Origin of the sequence: Cupriavidus malaysiensis, assembly GCF_001854325.1 — a bacterium.
Lineage (GTDB): Bacteria > Pseudomonadota > Gammaproteobacteria > Burkholderiales > Burkholderiaceae > Cupriavidus > Cupriavidus malaysiensis.
The window spans coordinates 1,518,464-1,536,371 of record NZ_CP017754.1; the positions used below are offsets into that span (position 1 = coordinate 1,518,464).

At 68.3% G+C, this 17,908-nt stretch carries 18 protein-coding genes; 4 read left to right on the forward strand and 14 right to left on the reverse strand.

What is annotated here, in order from left to right; all coding sequences use genetic code 11:
• Positions 1-14: 14 nt before the first annotated feature.
• Positions 15-1,007 carry a glycosyltransferase family 2 protein gene (locus BKK80_RS06545; RefSeq protein ID WP_071011691.1) on the forward strand — a complete coding sequence of 331 codons (993 nt, stop codon included), beginning with the start codon at positions 15-17 and terminating at the stop codon, positions 1,005-1,007.
• A 15-nt stretch (positions 1,008-1,022) separates the two neighbouring features.
• On the opposite strand, the gene BKK80_RS06550 is transcribed toward BKK80_RS06545, so the two are convergent.
• The 3 genes from BKK80_RS06550 to BKK80_RS06560 form a co-directional block, all read right to left on the reverse strand.
• Positions 1,023-2,291, reverse strand: coding sequence for an O-antigen ligase family protein (locus BKK80_RS06550; protein ID WP_071011693.1), 1,269 nt, complete (start codon positions 2,289-2,291; stop codon positions 1,023-1,025).
• A gap of 121 nt (positions 2,292-2,412) precedes the next feature.
• Positions 2,413-3,258 (reverse strand): glycosyltransferase family 2 protein, encoded by an 846-nt coding sequence (locus BKK80_RS06555; RefSeq protein WP_071011695.1) that lies wholly within the window; start codon positions 3,256-3,258, stop codon positions 2,413-2,415.
• A gap of 84 nt (positions 3,259-3,342) precedes the next feature.
• A complete protein-coding gene (locus BKK80_RS06560) occupies positions 3,343-4,092 on the reverse strand; it encodes a glycosyltransferase family 2 protein (protein WP_071037297.1) in 750 nt (249 codons plus the stop codon).
• Between the two features lie 194 nt (positions 4,093-4,286).
• Between BKK80_RS06560 and msbA the strand changes: the two genes are divergently transcribed.
• The gene (msbA, locus tag BKK80_RS06565) at positions 4,287-6,062 is read left to right on the forward strand and encodes a lipid A export permease/ATP-binding protein MsbA (protein ID WP_071011698.1); all 1,776 of its coding nucleotides are present in this window, start codon (positions 4,287-4,289) and stop codon (positions 6,060-6,062) included.
• A 132-nt stretch (positions 6,063-6,194) separates the two neighbouring features.
• Positions 6,195-6,788: a peroxidase-related enzyme gene (locus tag BKK80_RS06570; protein ID WP_071011700.1), complete on the forward strand. Its 594-nt coding sequence runs from the start codon at positions 6,195-6,197 to the stop codon at positions 6,786-6,788.
• 79 nt (positions 6,789-6,867) lie between these two features.
• Here the strand turns inward: BKK80_RS06570 and BKK80_RS06575 are convergent, their stop codons facing one another.
• From BKK80_RS06575 to BKK80_RS06620, 10 genes are all read right to left on the reverse strand, one after another.
• A complete protein-coding gene (locus BKK80_RS06575) occupies positions 6,868-7,389 on the reverse strand; it encodes a hypothetical protein (protein ID WP_236903729.1) in 522 nt (173 codons plus the stop codon).
• Between the two features lie 166 nt (positions 7,390-7,555).
• Complete coding sequence (locus BKK80_RS06580; protein ID WP_071068756.1) at positions 7,556-8,164, reverse strand: phosphatase PAP2 family protein; 609 nt, start codon at positions 8,162-8,164, stop codon at positions 7,556-7,558.
• A gap of 144 nt (positions 8,165-8,308) precedes the next feature.
• The gene (gene rng / locus BKK80_RS06585) at positions 8,309-9,775 is read right to left on the reverse strand and encodes a ribonuclease G (protein ID WP_071011704.1); all 1,467 of its coding nucleotides are present in this window, start codon (positions 9,773-9,775) and stop codon (positions 8,309-8,311) included.
• A 104-nt stretch (positions 9,776-9,879) separates the two neighbouring features.
• Positions 9,880-10,482: a Maf family protein gene (locus BKK80_RS06590; protein ID WP_156811356.1), complete on the reverse strand. Its 603-nt coding sequence runs from the start codon at positions 10,480-10,482 to the stop codon at positions 9,880-9,882.
• A gap of 147 nt (positions 10,483-10,629) precedes the next feature.
• On the reverse strand, positions 10,630-11,109 hold the full coding sequence (gene rlmH / locus BKK80_RS06595; protein WP_071011707.1) for a 23S rRNA (pseudouridine(1915)-N(3))-methyltransferase RlmH: 480 nt from the start codon (positions 11,107-11,109) through the stop codon (positions 10,630-10,632).
• A gap of 41 nt (positions 11,110-11,150) precedes the next feature.
• Positions 11,151-11,894 carry a ribosome silencing factor gene (gene rsfS, locus BKK80_RS06600; RefSeq protein WP_071037295.1) on the reverse strand — a complete coding sequence of 248 codons (744 nt, stop codon included), beginning with the start codon at positions 11,892-11,894 and terminating at the stop codon, positions 11,151-11,153.
• 51 nt (positions 11,895-11,945) lie between these two features.
• Positions 11,946-12,692 (reverse strand): nicotinate-nucleotide adenylyltransferase, encoded by a 747-nt coding sequence (locus tag BKK80_RS06605; protein WP_071037294.1) that lies wholly within the window; start codon positions 12,690-12,692, stop codon positions 11,946-11,948.
• A 10-nt stretch (positions 12,693-12,702) separates the two neighbouring features.
• The gene (hemF, locus tag BKK80_RS06610; RefSeq protein ID WP_071070733.1) at positions 12,703-13,614 is read right to left on the reverse strand and encodes an oxygen-dependent coproporphyrinogen oxidase; all 912 of its coding nucleotides are present in this window, start codon (positions 13,612-13,614) and stop codon (positions 12,703-12,705) included.
• 151 nt (positions 13,615-13,765) lie between these two features.
• Positions 13,766-15,034 (reverse strand): phosphoribosylamine--glycine ligase, encoded by a 1,269-nt coding sequence (purD, locus tag BKK80_RS06615; RefSeq protein ID WP_071011714.1) that lies wholly within the window; start codon positions 15,032-15,034, stop codon positions 13,766-13,768.
• A gap of 114 nt (positions 15,035-15,148) precedes the next feature.
• Positions 15,149-15,874 carry a YebC/PmpR family DNA-binding transcriptional regulator gene (locus BKK80_RS06620; protein WP_071016190.1) on the reverse strand — a complete coding sequence of 242 codons (726 nt, stop codon included), beginning with the start codon at positions 15,872-15,874 and terminating at the stop codon, positions 15,149-15,151.
• Between the two features lie 227 nt (positions 15,875-16,101).
• Here BKK80_RS06620 and BKK80_RS06625 point away from each other — a divergent pair, with 227 nt between their 5' ends.
• Entirely contained in the window at positions 16,102-17,628 is a 1,527-nt protein-coding gene (locus BKK80_RS06625; RefSeq protein ID WP_071068757.1) for a helicase HerA-like C-terminal domain-containing protein, read from the forward strand.
• A 92-nt stretch (positions 17,629-17,720) separates the two neighbouring features.
• Here BKK80_RS06625 and BKK80_RS06630 read toward each other — a convergent pair whose 3' ends face one another.
• Positions 17,721-17,873, reverse strand: a complete 153-nt coding sequence (locus BKK80_RS06630) for a DUF3149 domain-containing protein (protein WP_071011718.1) — start codon at positions 17,871-17,873, stop codon at positions 17,721-17,723.
• Between the last annotated feature and the right edge of the window lie 35 nt (positions 17,874-17,908).

A 17,908-nucleotide genomic window follows, 5' to 3' on the forward strand; every position in this document is an offset into this window, starting at 1 on the left:
TACCGTGGACCGACATGTTCAGCATACTGATTCCGTCCTGGAATAATCTGCCGTATCTCAAATTGTGCATCGAAGGGATTCGCCGTCATTCCGCTCTCGCGCACGAGATCATCGTGCACGTCAACGATGGTTCGGATGGCACGCTGGAGTGGGTCCGTTCCCAGGGCATTCGCCACACATGGTCGGCTGGAAACGTCGGCGTCTGCCTGGCACTGAATGATGCCGCGCGCCTTGCTACCTGCGATACGCTGCTCTATCTGAATGACGATATGTACTGCACGCCGGGCTGGGACATCGCGCTCGATGCGGCGCGACGCCGGGCAGGGGGCTCATTTGTTTATCTGGCCGCCAATCTGATCGAACCGGTCGATACGGGCAATGCGCAGGTGATGGTTGCCGACTTTGGCAGGACCCCCGACGATTTCGATGCGGATGGCCTATGCGCTTTCGCTGCCGCAGTCGGGCAGATCGCTGACAGGGATGGCATCGCGTTGCAACCGATGCTGATCAGCCGCCGGCTCTGGCAACTCGTCGGCGGGTACAGCATCGAGTTCGGCCCCGGCATGAGCAGTGACGATGATTTTCTGATGAAGCTCTGGCTGGTGGGGTGCAGGACGTTCCGCGTGGTCGGCGGGGCGCGCGTCTATCACTTCAGTTGTGCGACGACGCGGCGCGTCCGGCGCAATCGCGGTGGGCGCGCATTCCTGCTCAAATGGGGCATCACGCAGCAGGCGTTCGTTCGTGGCCATGTGCGCGCATCGATGTCCGGTGGCAGAGGACGGCCGCCGGCAGCGATCCGCTCCGGATGGCTGGCCAGGATGAAGCGCGCGCTCTACGCCTTCCGCGGCCATCCGACCGCGGACCTCTACGCCTGGGAACCCGACTTGCCGGCGCAATTGGGGCGGGTGCTGGAAACGGCGGAAACGGCGGAAACGGGCGAGAAGCCTGGGGCCGACAGCGCCGCCGCCGGCGCCGCGACGACCTGGAGCGCGGCCCGGCAAGCGTAGGCTGACTGCAGGCGCTCAGTTGGGAATCGGTGCGGCTGGCGATTTCGCACCACGGTATCCGCAGCCAAGCAGAATGCCGCCCAGCAGCATCATCATGTGCCCTTCGGCGAAATCGAGCAGCAGCGAGTTGGCCAGGCAGCCTGCGGTGAAGATGGCGAGCCAGGCCAGCAGAAGATGGCGCGACGGGCCGTCCAGGCGCGCCGCGCCGCGCGCGATCTGCAGCAACAGGTTGAGAAACAGCAGCAGGCCGACAGCGCCGAGCTGGACTGCCATCAGCAGGTATTCATTGTGCGGGTTGTAGGTCATCTGACCCGCTGCTTCCGTCTTGCCGCGTGTCATCTGCTCGAACTCGGTGCCGAGTCCAGCGGCACCGAAGCCCGCCAGTGGCCGTTGCGCGATCAGCAGCAGGCTCTTGCGATAAAACTCCAGGCGCAATCCCGACGAGGTGACGGCGTTGCTGTGCTCGTATTGCCGCACTTCGTCGCGGACTTCCAGCAGGCGCCCGCCGTGCATGGTGAAGGCGATGCCCAGCAGCACCCCCGCCCCAACGACCAGCACCGATGCCATGGCCATGGCGCGGCCCGGCGACCTCTTGCGCTGGCCTTGGATACAGCGCAGCGCCACGAGCAGCACGAAGGGCAGGGCGATCACTTGCCCAGTGCGGCCCTGCAGCATGACGAGGACGTTGATGAGCGAGAGGGCCGCCACGGCCGCCGACGCCCACTGCACGCGCCTCTCGCGGGCACGGAGCGCCATGTCGGCAGCAAGATAGAAGAGCAGTACGCCGAACATGCCGGCGGCGATGCGGTTCTTGAAGACCCAGGCGTGCGTTTCCGGCTCGTGCGCGAGATAGGCCGGGCCGATCTGGGTCAAGCCCAGATAGTTGCTCGTCGACAGCACCACGATCAGGGTCAGGGTGCCGAACAGCGCGTAGCGCACCGCTGGCGCCCAGCCCGAGTCCTTGAAGGCGATCACCGCCAGCGGCAGCAACAGCAGCTTGCGGTATTTGCCGACCCAGCCCCAGGCCTCGTGATGTGGGGCCACCGTATAGGACACGCTGATGATCAGGGCGCCGAGCAGCAGCAGGGCCGCGAGCGAGGCGCCATGGCGCGGCAGCAGCGGCAGGCCGCGCCAGAACTCGGGTGCCAGCAGCAGGCAGGCGGCGAACAGCCCGCAGGCGATATTGGTGCCTGCCGTCGAAACAGGCACCAGGCACAGGGCGGTGACCGCGAAGAGACGGGCTGCGGTCAGTTGCCGGGAAGCGCGGGTGGATTGGGATGGCATGGGGAGAGGGTTGGCCCGTGCGCGCAGCGACGGGTGCGTGTTCCGACGTCGGTTCTTGGCTTGTGGCCGCGACCGCGAGTATATGCGATGCTGTGGCGTGCTTGCCGGGGCGCGGCTGCGCTTATCCTTGCAGGACCCGCTTGAGGCGCGCACGGAGCAGGGCGCGGCGCAGCCGCCCGTCCGCGGGCGGTTCACCCAGGACCGTGGTATGGCCTGCTGCCTGCCCGCGCCGCAGATAGAAGCGGTCGAAGGTGGCCTGCGTCATTCCCCATTTGTTCAGGAACTGGCGCCGGCCGTCGTTCTTGACGATCTTGCCGGTGCTCTTCTGCTGGAAGTGGTAGACCAGGCTGTCACCCACGCCGAGAAAGACGCGGCAGCCGGCATGCCAGAGTTTCATCGAGAAATCGTTGTCGCTGCTCATGCCCGGGCTCAGTTCGCTGCTGTAGCCACCCACCTTGAACCACCAGTCGCGATGCACCAGCGTGGGCGGCCAGGTGGCGCCGAGCCAGTCGGCGCGGGCGAGCCGCGTGGTGGCGGCGACCAGTCCGGCGGCGTCGAAGCGGTCGGCGTCACGGCCGAAATCCTGCACTACCACGCACGGGTTGCCGGTGTCGACCGGCTCGATCATGGTGCCGGACAACATGAACAGGTCCGACGGCATCCGCTCGATATGGCGCACCAGGGCGCTGTCCCAGCCGGGGCAGCAGAACATGTCGTCGTTCATGTAGACGATGTAGTCGCGCGTGGCGCGGGCGGCTGCCAGGTTGACCGCATGGCAGATGCCGATGTTGCCCGGCGAGGCAGTGTGTTCGATGCCTTGTTCGCGTACCCAGTCCAGCGTACCGTCCGAGCCGTCGTTGACGTGCACGATGATCTGGTGGTCATGCGCCGAATGGCGGCGCAGGCTGTCGATGACCAGGCGGAGGTAGGGCAGGTTGTTCCAGGTCGGGATGATGATGGAGAACATGGCAATCAGGGTGCGGGATCGTTGTGGGCGCGTGGGGGAGCGGCATGGTCTGCCGGCTGGCTGGCCTGGCGGGTGGCGACGGGCTCAGGCCGAGGCTCCTAATGCACGGGCACGGCGGTACTTCTCGTAGCTGACGGCGGCATTCATGCGGGCGATGGCGAAGCCGGTGCGGCCGTCCAGGATGCCGCGCTTGACCAGCAGCGTGCGCAGGAAGGCCCAGGCGCCATGCAGGGCGGGCGAGAGGGGCCCGACCTGCTTGCCGCGCCGGCGCAGTTCGCGAGCGCCGGCCTCGGCATATTGGCGGCTCTTGGCCTCGACCTGCGCGCGCGAGGTATAGCTGTAGTGCAGCAGCGAGGTCTTGAGCCTGGCGACGGGGCCTCGCGGCTCCACGCTTTCGTGGACGAGGTTGTCGGAAAAGCGCGCGCTGCCACGCCGGAACAGGCGCACGATGTAGTCGGGCCGCCAGCCCGAATGATGGACCCAGTGACCGCAGAACTGCGACAAGCGCGGCACGGCGTAGGCATCGGCGCGGCCGTCGGCCATGGCTGCGCGCAGTTCGGCGGCCAGTTCGGGCGTGACGCGCTCGTCGGCGTCGATGCTGAACACCCAGTCGCCGGTGGCGGCGTCGAGCGCACGGTTCTTCTGCGGGCCGAAGCCCGGCCAGTCGGTTTCGATCACACGAGCGCCGAGTTCGCGGCAGATGCGGACGGTGTCGTCGCGGCTGCCGGAATCCACCACGACGATCTCGTCGGCGAGGTCCCGCACCGAGCGCAGGCAGTCGCCGATATGCGCCGCCTCGTCGCGGGTGATGACTATGACGGACAGGGAAGGCATCGGGGAGAGTGAGAGGGAATCCGAGGGATTACGGTTACAATGGCTGCCGCCCAGGTGCGCCAATGCGGCAGCAGCATCACACATCTGGCACCGGCTCCGCGTGCCAGATGTGTGATGCTGCTGCGCCGGCGCCGATGGCGGTGGCCGGCCCTTCCACCGGCATGCCGGCTTCACGGGCCTTCTAATCAAGAGTGATGGTGAGTATACAAGCAAAGCCCCAACAGACCACCGCGGAGGATGTGCAAGTCGGCAAGCGGCTGATGGGCTATCTGCGTCCCGAAGCCCGCGTTTTCCTCATCGCGATCCTGGCCATGGCGGTGGTCGCCGCCAGCGAGGGTATCATCCCCAAGGTCGTCAACGACCTGCTGGACAAGGGCTTCGGCGGCGACTACGCGGGGCGGCTGTGGCACGTGCCCGCCATCCTGACCGGCGTGGCGCTGATCCGCGGCGTGGCCCAGTTCGCCTCGGGCTACCTGCTGAGCCTGATCTCCAACCGGGTGCTGCTCAAGATGCGCATGCAGATGTTCGACCGCATGCTGCACGCGCCCGCGCTGTTCTTCCACCGCAACACCGCCGCCTCGCTTATCAATGCCGTGATCTTCGAGGTCAATCAGGTGCTGTCCATCCTGACCAATGTGTTCATCACCCTGGTGCGGGACTCGCTCACAGTGCTGGCGCTACTCATCTACCTGTTCTATACGAACTGGCGCCTGACCCTGATCGTGGCCGTGATCCTGCCGGTGATCGGCTACCTGATGTCGAAGATCAACCGCCGCCTGCGCCGCCTGAACCGCGATCACCAGGCGCTCACCAACAGCGCGGCCTATGTGGTGGAAGAGGCGGCGGGCGGCTTCAAGGTGGTCAAGCTGCACGGCGGCGAGGCCTACGAGATGGACCGCTTCCGCCGCATGTCGGAGCGGCTCAAGGCCTATTCGATGCGCATGGCTGTGGCGGGTGGCCTGAACCAGCCGGTGACCGCTTTCCTGGCCGCGCTGGCGCTGTCGGTGATCATCACCATCGCCATGGTGCAGGCGCAGGGCAACCAGACCACGGTAGGCGGCTTCACCGGCTTCGTGATGGCGATGCTGCTGCTGATCTCCCCGCTCAAGCACCTGACCGATATCAACCAGCCTCTGACGCGCGGCATCACCGCCGCCGAGATGATCTTCCGCCTGATCGACGAGCCGATCGAGCGCCGCGAAGGCGGCCTGCCGCTGGCACGCGCGCGCGGCGACCTGGTCTTCGAGCGGATCGGCTTCCGCTACGGCGAAGCCGGCAAGGCGGCGCTGTCGGGCATCGATTTCCGCGTCGACGCCGGCGAGGTGGTGGCCCTGGTGGGGCCGTCGGGCAGCGGCAAGACCACGCTGGTCAACCTGGTGCCGCGCTTCTTCGATCCGACCGAGGGCCGCATCCTGCTCGACGGGAAGTCCATCGACGGCTACTCGTTGCAGGATCTGCGCCACCAGATCGCTTTCGTCAGCCAGGACGTGGTGCTGTTCAACGACACCGTGGCCGCCAACGTGGCCTACGGCGTGCATCCGCGCGAGCAGATCGACATGGCGCGCGTGGAGCGGGCGCTGGCGGCGGCCTACCTGACCGACGTGGTCAAGGGCTTGCCGGAGGGGCTGGAGACCAATATCGGCGACAATGGCATGAAGCTGTCCGGCGGCCAGCGCCAGCGCCTGGCGATCGCCCGCGCGCTGTACAAGGATGCGCCGATCCTGATCCTGGACGAGGCCACTTCGGCACTCGATTCCGAATCGGAGCGCCAGGTCCAGGCCGCGCTCGAATCGCTGATGCAAGGCCGCACCACGCTGGTGATCGCGCACCGCCTGTCCACCATCGAGAACGCCGACCGCATCGTCGTGCTGGAGCAGGGCCGGGTGGCGGAACAAGGCACCCACGACGAACTGCTGTCCGCCGACGGCCTGTACGCCGGCCTGCACCGCATCCAGTTCGCGGTGCAGTGAGACGGCGCGGCCCCGGCCATCGTGCCGGGCTCCCGGCGCGGGGACGCCGAGCGCCGGCGCGGCAGGGCCGCGGCGGCATTCCAACAGGCCCGTCGAGGCCGGCCGGGGGGAACCCCGTACAAGGAGACAACGATGACTCACGCACCGCAAGCCGCCATCAGCCGCTTTCCCGTTCCCGCCTTGCCGGATCTGCCCGAGGACATCCGCGCGCGCATCCTGGAAGTGCAGGAGAAAGCCGGCTTCGTGCCCAATGTCTTCCTCGCGCTGGCGCACCGGCCGGATGAATTCCGCGCCTTCTTCGCCTACCACGATGCGTTGATGCTCAAGGAGGGTGGCCTGAGCAAGGGCGAGCGCGAGATGATCGTGGTTGCCACGTCGGGCGCCAACCAGTGCCTGTACTGCGTGGTGGCCCACGGCGCCATCCTGCGCATCTACGAGAAGCAGCCGTTGCTCGCCGACCAGGTCGCGGTCAACTACCGCAAGGCCGACATCACGCCGCGCCAGCGCGCCATGCTCGACTTCGCCCTCAAGGTCAGCCAGGCATCGGCCGAGGTGGGCGAAGAGGACTTTGCCGCCCTGCGCGCCCATGGCTTCAGCGACGAGGATGGCTGGGACATCGCGGCCATCACGGCCTTCTTCGGGCTCTCCAACCGCATGGCCAACACCATCGGCATGCGTCCCAACGATGAGTTCTTCCTGATGGGGCGGGTGCCCAAAGCGAAGTAAGGAACGTATCCGCGCGCAGGCCGCGCCAGTCGCGCCAGTCGCTTCAGTCGCTTCAGTCGCTTCAGTCGCTTCAGTCGTCTCAGCGGATCTGGGCGCAGCTGCCGCTCTCAGGATCGAACAGCACCGGCCAGGCATGCTCGTACGCGCCCGGTGTGCAGTGGCTTTCGCACTGCGCGAAGGCCAGTGTGATGCGGCGTGGATCCTGCCAGACCATCAGCTTGCAGGCGCTGCCGTCGACCGCCTGGAGTTCCACGTGCGGGGTCTGGCGCACCTGGTGGAATTCCCTCAGGTCGAAATGGCAGGTGCCATGGCGCCCCGCCTGCACGTTCCAGATCAGGACCTCGACCGCATTGTGGGCGACGCGCATCTGGGCTTCCTCATGGAAACCGTCTTCCTCGGTACGCCTGCATTCACCGGCCAGCTCGATATCGCGCTGCGGGATCGGCGTCGGTGCGGCCTGTGGCAGGCCCGGGCCGGAGGAGACGCGCGGTGCGCCGACGACGGCTGGAGGGGTGGGCAGCAGAGGTGTCTCGCAGGCGGTGAGAAGGCAAGTCGCCAGCAGTCCGGCCACGCTGCCGGACATGATCGGTGCGATCCGCATGCTGGCTCCTTCCAGGCGCTGCCACGGTCCGCCGCGGTTGGCGAGCCTCGCCTGCATTCTTATTTATAGCCAATGGCGAGGGAAAGACGAGGGCGGAATCGTGTACGCAGGTGGTTCGCCACACACCGCCGGCCCGTCGATGCCGGACGGCGCGGACGGCTGCCGTTCAGCGCGTCGGCGGAAGCGCGGACCCGCGGACATGGCGCGGTACGAACCGGTCGCGCAGCCGCGCCGCCGCTGCGCAAGCAACGCATGACAGCGCGGCGCCCGTCGCCACGTCGAGCGGGAAGTGCAGTCCGGCGATGCAACGCATCGCCATCACCCAGGCCAGCAGCAAGACCAGCACGGCGCGTGCCACCGACCCCGCGCGCGCCCACAGCAGGCAGGCCAGAGCGGCGGCTGCGGCCGCGTGGCCGCTGGGGAAGCTGTAGGGATCGCCGGCTGCCAGCTGCGGCACCACTTCGGCGAGCAGCAGTGCCGGCCGCGGCGCCTGCACCAGGACCTTGGCGGCGCCGACCAGGCCGATTGCCAAGGTGAAACAGAACAGGCAATAGAGCAGGTCGCGCCAGCCGCCAGCCGCCGCGGACAGGGCGGCTGGCCTGTGCTGGCGGCTGCGCAGCCAGGCGCAGGCGGCGGCGTGCAGCGGGAACAGGCGCGGGTCGAACAGTGCCGAGCTGGCGCGCAGCAGGATCGGGTCGAAGTGCCCGGCCTGGCTGGCGAGCCAGAGCAGCAGCGGAGCATTGCCGGGGACGGCGAGTTCATCGAGGACCAGCATGGATTCCTTGTCGTGGAAAACGGCCGCGGTACAGGCGTGCGGTGCCTGTATGACGGTTTTGCGACAAGGAGGTTCGGCGAGGCCCTCGGGTGTGACCTCTAGCCTGACCCTCTGGTGCGGCGGCGCCTGCCTGGGTGCGCCTGCCTACATCAGGATGATGTCGTACTGCTCCTGGTGGAAGGTGGACTCCACCTGCAGCGAGATCGGCTTGCCGATGAAGTCGCCCAGCATGGCAAGGTGCTGGCTTTCCTCTTCGAGGAAGAGGTCGATCACTTCCTGCGAGGCCAGGATGCGGAATTCGCGCGGGTTGAACTGGCGCGACTCGCGCATGATCTCGCGCAGTACGTCGTAGCAGACCGTGCGCGGCGTCTTGACCTGGCCCTTGCCCTGGCAGACCGGGCATTGCTCGCACAGCACGTGCGCCAGCGATTCGCGCGTGCGCTTGCGCGTCATTTCCACCAGGCCGAGCTGGGAGAAGCCGTTGACGGTGATGCGGGTGCGGTCGCGCGACAGCGCACGCTTGAGTTCGGAGAGCACGGCATCGCGATGCTCCGCGTTCTCCATGTCGATGAAGTCGATGATGATGATGCCGCCCAGGTTGCGCAGGCGCAGCTGGCGCGCGATGGTGTGGGCGGCCTCGAGGTTGGTCTTGAAGATCGTGTCGTCGAAGTTGCGCGCGCCGACGTAGCCGCCGGTGTTGACGTCGATCGTTGTCATCGCCTCGGTCTGGTCGATCATCAGGTAGCCGCCCGACTTCAGGTCGACCCGGCGCGACAGCGCGCGCTCGATCTCCGCATCGATGTTGTAGAGGTCGAAGATGGGCCGTTCGCCGGTGTAGTGCGACAGCCGAGGCAGCACGGCCGGCGTGTATTCCTCGGCGAACTCGACCAGCTTCTGGTAGTTTTCGCGCGAGTCGACCTGGATCTGGCCGGTGAGGTCGCTGACGAAGTCGCGCAGCACGCGCTGGGCCAGGTTCAGGTCCTGGTACAGCAGGCTGGGCGCCGGCAGGGTGGTGGCGCTCTGCCGGATCGTCGCCCAGATCTTGCGCAGGTAGGCGATGTCGTTGCCGAGTTCTTCGTCGCTGGCTTCCTCCGCGATGGTGCGCACGATGAAGCCACCGCGCTCGTCGGCAGGCACCAGGCCCTGCACGCGCGCGCGCAGGGCCTCGCGGTCGATCTCGCCCTCGATGCGCTGGGAAATACCGATGTGCGGGTCCTGCGGCAGGTAGACCAGGGTGCGGCCGGCGATGCTGACCTGGGTGGACAGGCGTGCGCCCTTGGTGCCGATGGGATCCTTGATCACCTGCACCATCAGCGCCTGCCCTTCGTAGAGCGTCTTTTCGATGGCCAGCGGCGCGCCGTTGCCGCCCTTGTCGCCATCGCGCGGATGCCAGATGTCGGCCACGTGCAGGAAGGCTGCGCGTTCCAGGCCGATGTCGATGAAGGCCGACTGCATGCCGGGCAGCACGCGCACGACCTTGCCGAGGTAGATGTTGCCGACCAGCCCGCGCGTCAGCGTGCGCTCGACGTGCAGTTCCTGCACGGCGGCCTGTTGCACGATGGCTACCCGGGTTTCTTGCGGCGTGATGTTGACGAGGATGTCTTCGGTCATGGTGAATGCGTCGCGTCGCCGGTCGGCCGGCCTTATCGTTGTGGCTGCCGCTGCCACGATCCTGCTGCGGGCGCCGGCACGCGCCGGCAGTCCCTGCGGAACCTTCAGAAGCGCAGTTGCGCCTGCCGCAGCAGCGCCGCTGTCTCGAACAGCGGCAGGCCCATGATACCCGAATAGCTGCCGGCGATCCGCTCGACGAACTCGGCCGCGCGGCCCTGGATACCGTACGCGCCGGCCTTGCCGAGTGGCTCGCCGCTGGCGACATAGCGTGCGATTTCGTCGTCCCGCAGCGGCCGGAAGGTGACTTCGGAGATCGACAGCGCGTGGTGCAGGCCTAGCGTGGAGGCGACCGTCACCGCCGTAAGCACGCGATGGCTGCGTCCGGCCAGCGAGGCCAGCATGCGCGCGGCCTCGTCGGCGTCGGCCGGCTTGCCGAGGATCTCTCCGTCGCGGCACACGGTGGTGTCGGCACACAGGATGGGGTTGTCGGGCAAGGCGCGCAGTTCGCGCCGGCGCAGCGCGGCCTCGGCCTTGAGCGCGCAGACGCGCTGCACATAGTCGTCGGGCGTTTCGCCGGACAGCACCACTTCGAGCGCTTCGGCATCCTCGTCTGCGCCCGCGAGCAGCAGGGTATGGCGCACGCCGATCTGGTCGAGCAGTTCGCGCCGGCGCGGGCTTTGCGAGGCGAGGTAGAGGGTGTCGTGGATCACGGCGGCAACGGGGTGGGGCAAGGCGGATGGAAAGGGGGATCCGGGCGGATCGGAGCGCATCGAGACGGGCGGCGCGGCGCGCCTGCATGCGACTGGCCGCATTCTACCCGGCGCCGGCCGCTTCCGTGCCCGCGGCGCGGCGCCTCAGGCGCGGTGGTAGGGGTGGTTCTGCGTCACCGACCAGGCGCGGTAGAGCTGCTCGGCCAGCAGCACGCGCACCATGCCGTGCGGCAGGGTCAGGCTGGACAGGCGCAGCAGCATCTGCGCGCGTGCCTTGAGCGCAGGGTCGAGGCCGTCGGCGCCGCCGATCAGGAAGGCCACGTCGCCGCCTTCGCGCTGCCAGCCGGTCAGCTGTTCCGCCAGTTGCACCGTGCTGAGGTCGCGCCCGCGCTCGTCCAGCGCCACGATGCGGCACTGGCGCGGCAGCCCGGCCAGTACCGCGTCGATGCGCGCGGCTTCGCGCTGCATCACGGTGGCGGCATTGTTGCTCGACGAGCGGGTCTCGGGTTTCACCTCGCGCAGCTCGATACGCAGCTCGGGCGGCATGCGCTTGGCGTACTCGGCGAAACCGGTCTCGATCCAGCCGGGCATCTTGTGCCCGACCGCGACGATCACGAGCTGCATGGCACGGGGGGCTGGCGGCGTGGCTCAGGCATCGCGCCGGCTCAGGCCTGGCGCGTGGTGCGCTTGCGCGCGGCCGGCTTGGCCGCGGCGCTCTTGGCCGCCGTCTTGCCAGCCGTCTTGGTAGCAGGCTTGGCTGCGGCGCGCGTGGTCTTGGTGGCCGCGGTCTTGGCGGCCGTCTTGCGCGGCGCGGCGGTCTTGGCCGCGGCCTTGCGCGCGGGCGCGGCGCCGCCGGTGCTGGTGGTGCGGGGGCGCGCGGCCGGCTTGCGCAGGGTGGCGATGGCGTCGGGATCGGTGTCCTCGTGGCCGAGCGGCGGCGAGGGTTCCTTCATGCCTTCCGGCAGGCGGGCCAGCGCCGGGCGCAGGCCGCTGGCGCGGCGCGGCGCGGCCGGGAAATCGTCCTCGGCATCGAGCGGCTCGCTGGCCTTGGCCAGGCCCTTGGCGGCGGCCAGCTTCATGCGCACCGGCTTGCCGCCCCAGATTTCCTCGAGGTTGTAGTACTGGCGCAGCTGCGGCTGCAGGATGTGCACGACGGCGTCGCCGCAGTCGACCAGCACCCACTCGCCGGTTTCCATGCCTTCCACCGCGACGATGTGGCCGCCGGCCTCCTTGACCGTATCGCGCACCGAAGCCGCCAGCGCCTTGGTCTGGCGGTTCGAGTTGCCGCTGGCGATCACCACGCGGTCGAACAGCTCGGTCAGGTGGCTGGTGTCGAACACCTTGATGTCCTGCGCCTTGACGTCTTCGAGGCCGTCGACGATGGCGCGCTGCAGTTTGCGAATATCCATGGTGTGTTCTTGTTCAGCTCGGTTCGGTTGCGTTCGGGCGGTCGGCACGGTTCAAGCGGCGCGGTAGAGCCGCTGCTGCGCGATGTAGTGTGCCACGCCCGGGGGAAGTTGGTCATCCGCCGCCAGCCCGTCGGACAGGTGCTGGCGCAGGCCGGTGGAGGAGAGGTCGACGGCGAGCGTCTGGTCGATCCACATATGGCCGGAGGGCGTGCATTGTATCAGCCGGGTGTCGGCCTGGCGCTCCTGCAGCGCAGCGCGCACGGGCCCGTCCAGCGCATCCAGCGCAAAGCCGGGGCGGGTGGCCGTGCACAGGTGCACGTAGGCGAACAGGTCCTGCCAGCCGTGCCAGGTGTCCAGCCGCAGCAACTGGTCGGTGCCCATCAGCCAGGCGATCGAGGCGTGCGGCCCATACTGCTCACGGAGCTGGCGCACGGTATCGATCGTGTAGCTCGGGCCGGCGCGCTCGACCTCCATGCGGCTGACCCGTATCCTGGCGCCGGTGCCGGCCAGTGCGCCGGCGGCCAGCTCGGTCATGGCCAGCCGGTGGGCGGCTGGCGTCACGTCCGCACCCTTCTGCCAGGATTGCCCGGTCGGGATCCAGACCAGTTCGTCCAGGCCGAGGTGGTCGATGCACAGCCGCGCCAGCGCGACATGGCCCATGTGGGGCGGGTCGAAGGTGCCGCCCAGGATGCCAAGGCGGTAGGGGCGTTGGCTTGCCCCCGCGTCTGCTTCGGGGCGGGGGGTGGTGCTGCCTTGCTCGCGGGCGTCGGGGGCAGGGCCTGTTTCCTTGTTATGCATGGTCTCGCGTTCAGGCCCAGGCGCGCGCGGGCAGGAAGTCGGTGTACAGCGCCGCTTCCGCGCTGCCGGGCTCGGGCTGCCAGTCGTAGCGCCAGCTAGCTTGCGGGGGCATCGACATCAGGATGGATTCGGCGCGTCCGCCCGACTGCAGCCCGAACAGCGTGCCGCGGTCGAAGACCAGGTTGAACTCGACGTAGCGGCCGCGCCGGTAGGCCTGGAAGTCACGCTCGCGCTCGCCGTAGGGCGTGTGCCGGCGGGCTTCCAGGATGGGTTGGTAGGCTGGCAGGAAGGCATCGCCGACCGCGCGCATCATGTCGAAGCTGCGCGCGAAGCCGAGTGCGGAGAAGTCGTCGAAGAAGATGCCGCCGATGCCGCGCGCCTCGCCGCGGTGCTTCAGGTAGAAATACTCGTCGCACCACTGCTTGAAGCGTGGATAGAGGTCGTCGCCGAAGGGCGCCAGGGTATTGCGGCAGGTGCGGTGGAAGTGCGCGCAGTCTTCCGCCACGCCGTAGTAGGGGGTCAGGTCCATGCCGCCGCCGAACCACCAGACCGGATCCGCGCCGGCCTTGGTGGCCAGGAAGCAGCGCACATTCATGTGGACCGTGGGCACGTGGGGATTGCGCGGATGGAACACCAGCGATACGCCCATGGCCTCGAAACCGCGCTCGGCCAGCTCGGGCCGGTTGGCGCTGGCCGACGGCGGCAACGCGTCGCCGGTGACGTGCGAAAAGCCCACGCCCGCGCGTTCCATCACGGCGCCGCCTTCGAGAATGCGGGTGCGGCCGTTGCCGCGCAGGCGTTCGGTGGGCGGCTTTTCCCAGGCGTCGGTGCGGAATGCGCCGCCGTCGATGGCGGCGATCGTGTCGGTAATCTGGTCTTGCAGTCCGAGCAGGTAGTCTCGTACTGCCTGGGAATCGATCATGGCGATGGAGGCGGGCGGACCCGCGGCGGGCCCTTCGGGCCGGGGACGGGGGCCGGGCGTGGCGGCGCCCGGCGTCATGGCGTTGTCATGATTGTACCGGCAGGCCGGAAGACCGGGCGCCGGCACCGGCGCCTGCGCCCGGCATGCCGGCTCAGTGCTTGATCGCCCGGTAGCCGATGTCGCTGCGGTACTGCATGCCGTCGAAGCGGATCTGCTCCACTGCGGCATAGGCCGCGCGCTGCGCCGCCTTGACCGTGTCGGCCAGCCCCACCACGCACAGCACGCGCCCGCCCGATGCCTGCAGAGTGCCGTCCTTGAGCGTGGTGCCGGCGTGGAAGGTCACGCTGTCCGCGGTCTCGGCAGGAATGCCGGTGATGGCGTCGCCCTTGCGCGGCGCGTCGGGATAGCCGTGGGCGGCGATGACCACGCCCAGCGCGGTGCGGCGGTCCCATTCCAGTTCGATGCTGTCCAGCTTGCCGGCGACCGCGTGGTCGAGCACGTCGACCAGGTCGGTCTTCAGGCGCGCCAGGATCGGCTGGGTCTCGGGGTCGCCCATGCGGCAGTTGAACTCCAGCGTCTTCAGGTTGCCGTCCTTGTCGATCATCAGGCCGGCGTAGAGGAAGCCGGTGTAGGGAATGCCGTCCTTCTCCATGCCGCGCACGGTGGGCAGGATGATTTCGCGCAGCGCGCGCGCGTGCAGCGCGGGCGTTACCACCGGGGCCGGCGAGTAGGCGCCCATGCCGCCGGTGTTGGGGCCGGCGTCACCGTCCAGCAGGCGCTTGTGGTCCTGGCTGGTGGCCAGGGCCAGCACGTTCTTGCCGTCCACCATGACGATGAAGCTGGCTTCCTCGCCCTCCAGGAACTCTTCGATCACCACGCGCGCACCGGCGTCGCCGAGCTTGTTGTCGGCCAGCATCATGTCGACCGCGCTGTGCGCTTCTTCCAGCGTCATCGCCACCACCACGCCCTTGCCGGCGGCCAGGCCGTCGGCCTTGATCACGATGGGGGCGCCCTGCGCGTCGATGTAGGCATGGGCCTGCGCGGCGTCGGAGAAGGTCTGGTAGGCCGCGGTCGGGATGCCGTGGCGTTGCATGAAGGCCTTGGCGAAGTCCTTGGAGGACTCGAGCTGCGCGGCGGCCCGGGTCGGGCCGAAGATGCGCAGGCCCTTGGCGCGGAAGATGTCGACGATGCCGGCGGCCAGCGGCGCCTCCGGGCCGACCACGGTGAACTGCACGCCCTCGCGCTCGGCGAAGGCGGCCAGCACCTCGGGGTCGGTCAGCGGCACGTTCTGCAGGCGCTTGTCGAGCGCCGTGCCGCCGTTGCCGGGGGCCACGTAGACAACCTGTACCTTGGGGGACTGGGCCAGTTTCCAGGCCAACGCGTGTTCACGGCCGCCCGAGCCGACAACCAATACTTTCATGATCCACTGCCAGAAGAGATGCGCCCGTGCGATGCGACGGTGCCGAGGGGCGCGGAAAGGGCGGTGCCGGCGCTTGCGCCGCCGGCTGCCGCCAGCCGATTGCGGGAGGCCTGCTTATTCCTCGATGACCGCGTTGGTGAAGACTTCCTGCACGTCGTCCAGGCCTTCGATGGCGTCGAGCAGCTTCTGCATCTTGACCGCATCGTCGCCGGTGAAGCTGACTTCGTTCTGCGGCTTCATCACCACGTCGGCGACCTCCGCCTTGAAGCCGGCGCCTTCCAGCGCCGCCTTGACGGCGGCAAAGTCGTTGGGCGGGCAGACCACTTCGATGGAGCCGTCGTCGTTGGTCACCACGTCGTCTGCGCCGGCTTCCAGCGCGGCGTCCATCAGCTTGTCCTCGGGCGTGCCGGGGGCGAACAGGAACTGGCCGCAGTGGGTGAACATGAAGGCCACCGAGCCTTCGGCCCCCATGTTGCCACCGTGCTTGGAGAAGGCGTGGCGCACTTCCGCCACGGTGCGGGTGCGGTTGTCGGTCAGGCAGTCGACGATGATGGCGGCGCCGGACAGGCCATAGCCTTCGTAGCGGATCTCTTCGTAGTTGACGCCTTCGAGGCCACCCACGCCGCGCTGGATGGCGCGCTGGATGTTGTCCTTGGGCATGTTGGCGTCGGTGGCCTTGTCCATGGCCAGGCGCAGGCGCGGGTTGGAGTCCGCGTCGCCGCCGCCGAGCTTGGCGGCAACCGTGATTTCCTTGATCAGGCGAGTCCAGATCTTGCCGCGCTTGGCGTCAGCGGCGGCTTTCTTGTGCTTGATGTTGGCCCATTTGGAATGACCGGCCATGATGTTCTCCGAGGCGGAATGCTGTGGCGGCGCGCAGGTTCCCGCCGCCGCCGGATGTGCCTGGCGCGCCCGCCATGCCGATGCGATCGGCCATGGCGGGCGCGCCATGTGCTTGTTATGCCTTGCTGCTGGCTATAATCAACCTTGCATTTTATCACGCGCCCCCGCCGGCGCCGGGGCTGCGCGCCCGCCGGCGCCCGGCGCCACCGCCGACACGAGACCCCGCCATGGCCGAACCCATCGTCATCGCCAAGAACGCCCAGCATGAACTCGCCCTGCTGCCCGGGATGGGCAACCGCCACGGCTTGATCACGGGTGCCACCGGCACTGGCAAGACCGTGACCCTGCAGGCGCTGGCGCAGGGCTTCTCGCGGCTCGGGGTGCCGGTCTTCCTGGCCGACGTCAAGGGCGACCTGGCCGGCATCTCCCAGGCGGGCCAGCCGACCGACAAGCTCAAGGCACGCCTGCAGGAGCTGCAACTGCCCGAGCCGGCCTGGGGCGCCTGTCCCGCCACGTTGTGGGACGTGTTCGGTGAAAAGGGCCACCCGGTGCGGGCCACGGTGAGCCATATGGGGCCGCTGCTGCTGTCGCGCATGCTGGAGCTGAACGACACCCAGCAGGGCGTGCTGAACCTGGTGTTCCGCATCGCCGATGCCAGCGGCCTGCTGCTGCTCGACGCCAAGGACCTGCGCGCGATGCTGCAGTACGTGGGAGACAATGCCGGGCAGTTCACCACCGAGTACGGCAATATCTCGGCGGCCTCCATCGGCGCCATCCAGCGCAGCCTGATGGCGCTCGAATCGCAGGGCGCCGATGTCTTCTTCGGCGAGCCGATGCTGAACCTGGAGGATCTCATCCAGACCGACAAGGGCCAGGGCGTGGTCAACATCCTCGCGGCCGACCGCCTGCTGAACTCGCCCAAGCTGTATGCCACCTTCCTGCTGTGGATGCTGTCCGAGTTGTTCGAGAAGCTGCCCGAGTCAGGTGACCTCGACAAGCCCAAGCTGGTGTTCTTCTTCGACGAGGCGCACCTGCTCTTCAACGATGCCCCCAAGGCCCTGCTGGACAAGATCGAGCAGGTGGTGCGGCTGATCCGCTCCAAGGGCGTGGGTGTGTATTTCGTCACGCAGAACCCGGCCGACATTCCCGACGCCGTGCTCGGCCAGCTCGGCAACCGCGTCCAGCATGCCTTGCGGGCCTTTACCCCGCGCGACCAGAAGGCCGTCAAGGTGGCCGCCACCACCATGCGGGCCAACCCCGCGCTGGACCTGGAACAGGCCATCGGCGAACTGGGCGTGGGCGAGGCGCTGGTGTCGCTGCTCGACGCCAGGGGCACGCCCGGGGTGACCGAGCGCGCCTGGGTGCTGGCGCCGGGCAGCCGCATCGGCCCGATCAGCGATGCGGAACGCAAGCAGTTGATGGCGACGTCGCTGGTGGCCGGCGTCTACGACCAGGCCATCGACCGCGAATCGGCCTATGAAAAGCTCAAGGGCCGCGCGGCCCCGGCGACCGGCGGGGCCGCGGCTCCCGCAGGCGAGGCAACTGGGGGCGACGGTGGCGGAACCGGCGGCTGGCTCGGCCAGGCCGGCGAAATCCTCGGCACGCTGACGCGCGGCACCGGCAAGAGCGGGCGCGGGGATTCCATCCTGGAGTCGATGGCCAAGTCGGCGGCGCGTACCGTGGGCTCGCAGGTCGGGCGCGAGCTGATCCGCGGCGTGCTCGGCAGCCTGCTCGGCTCGGGCAAGAAGAAGTAGGCGCAGCGGGCAAGGCCGGCGGCCCTGCCGGAGCGGCAGCGCGCCGCTCCATTGCTGCTGCGTTGTCGCCCCAGGTCTGCTCCGGTTGCCGTTCAGTTCCCGCCTGCGGCGGCGCGCGCCGCGTCCTCGCGCATCTTCCTGCGGAACAGCCGGGCGAAGAAGGTGCCCATGCCGATGATGAAGGCGATGACGCCCAGGCTCATCAGGCCGACATCGGTGGTGAACAGGATCTTGATGGCTGCCATGTCTCGTCTCCTTGCTCCTTGCGCGGCATACCGCG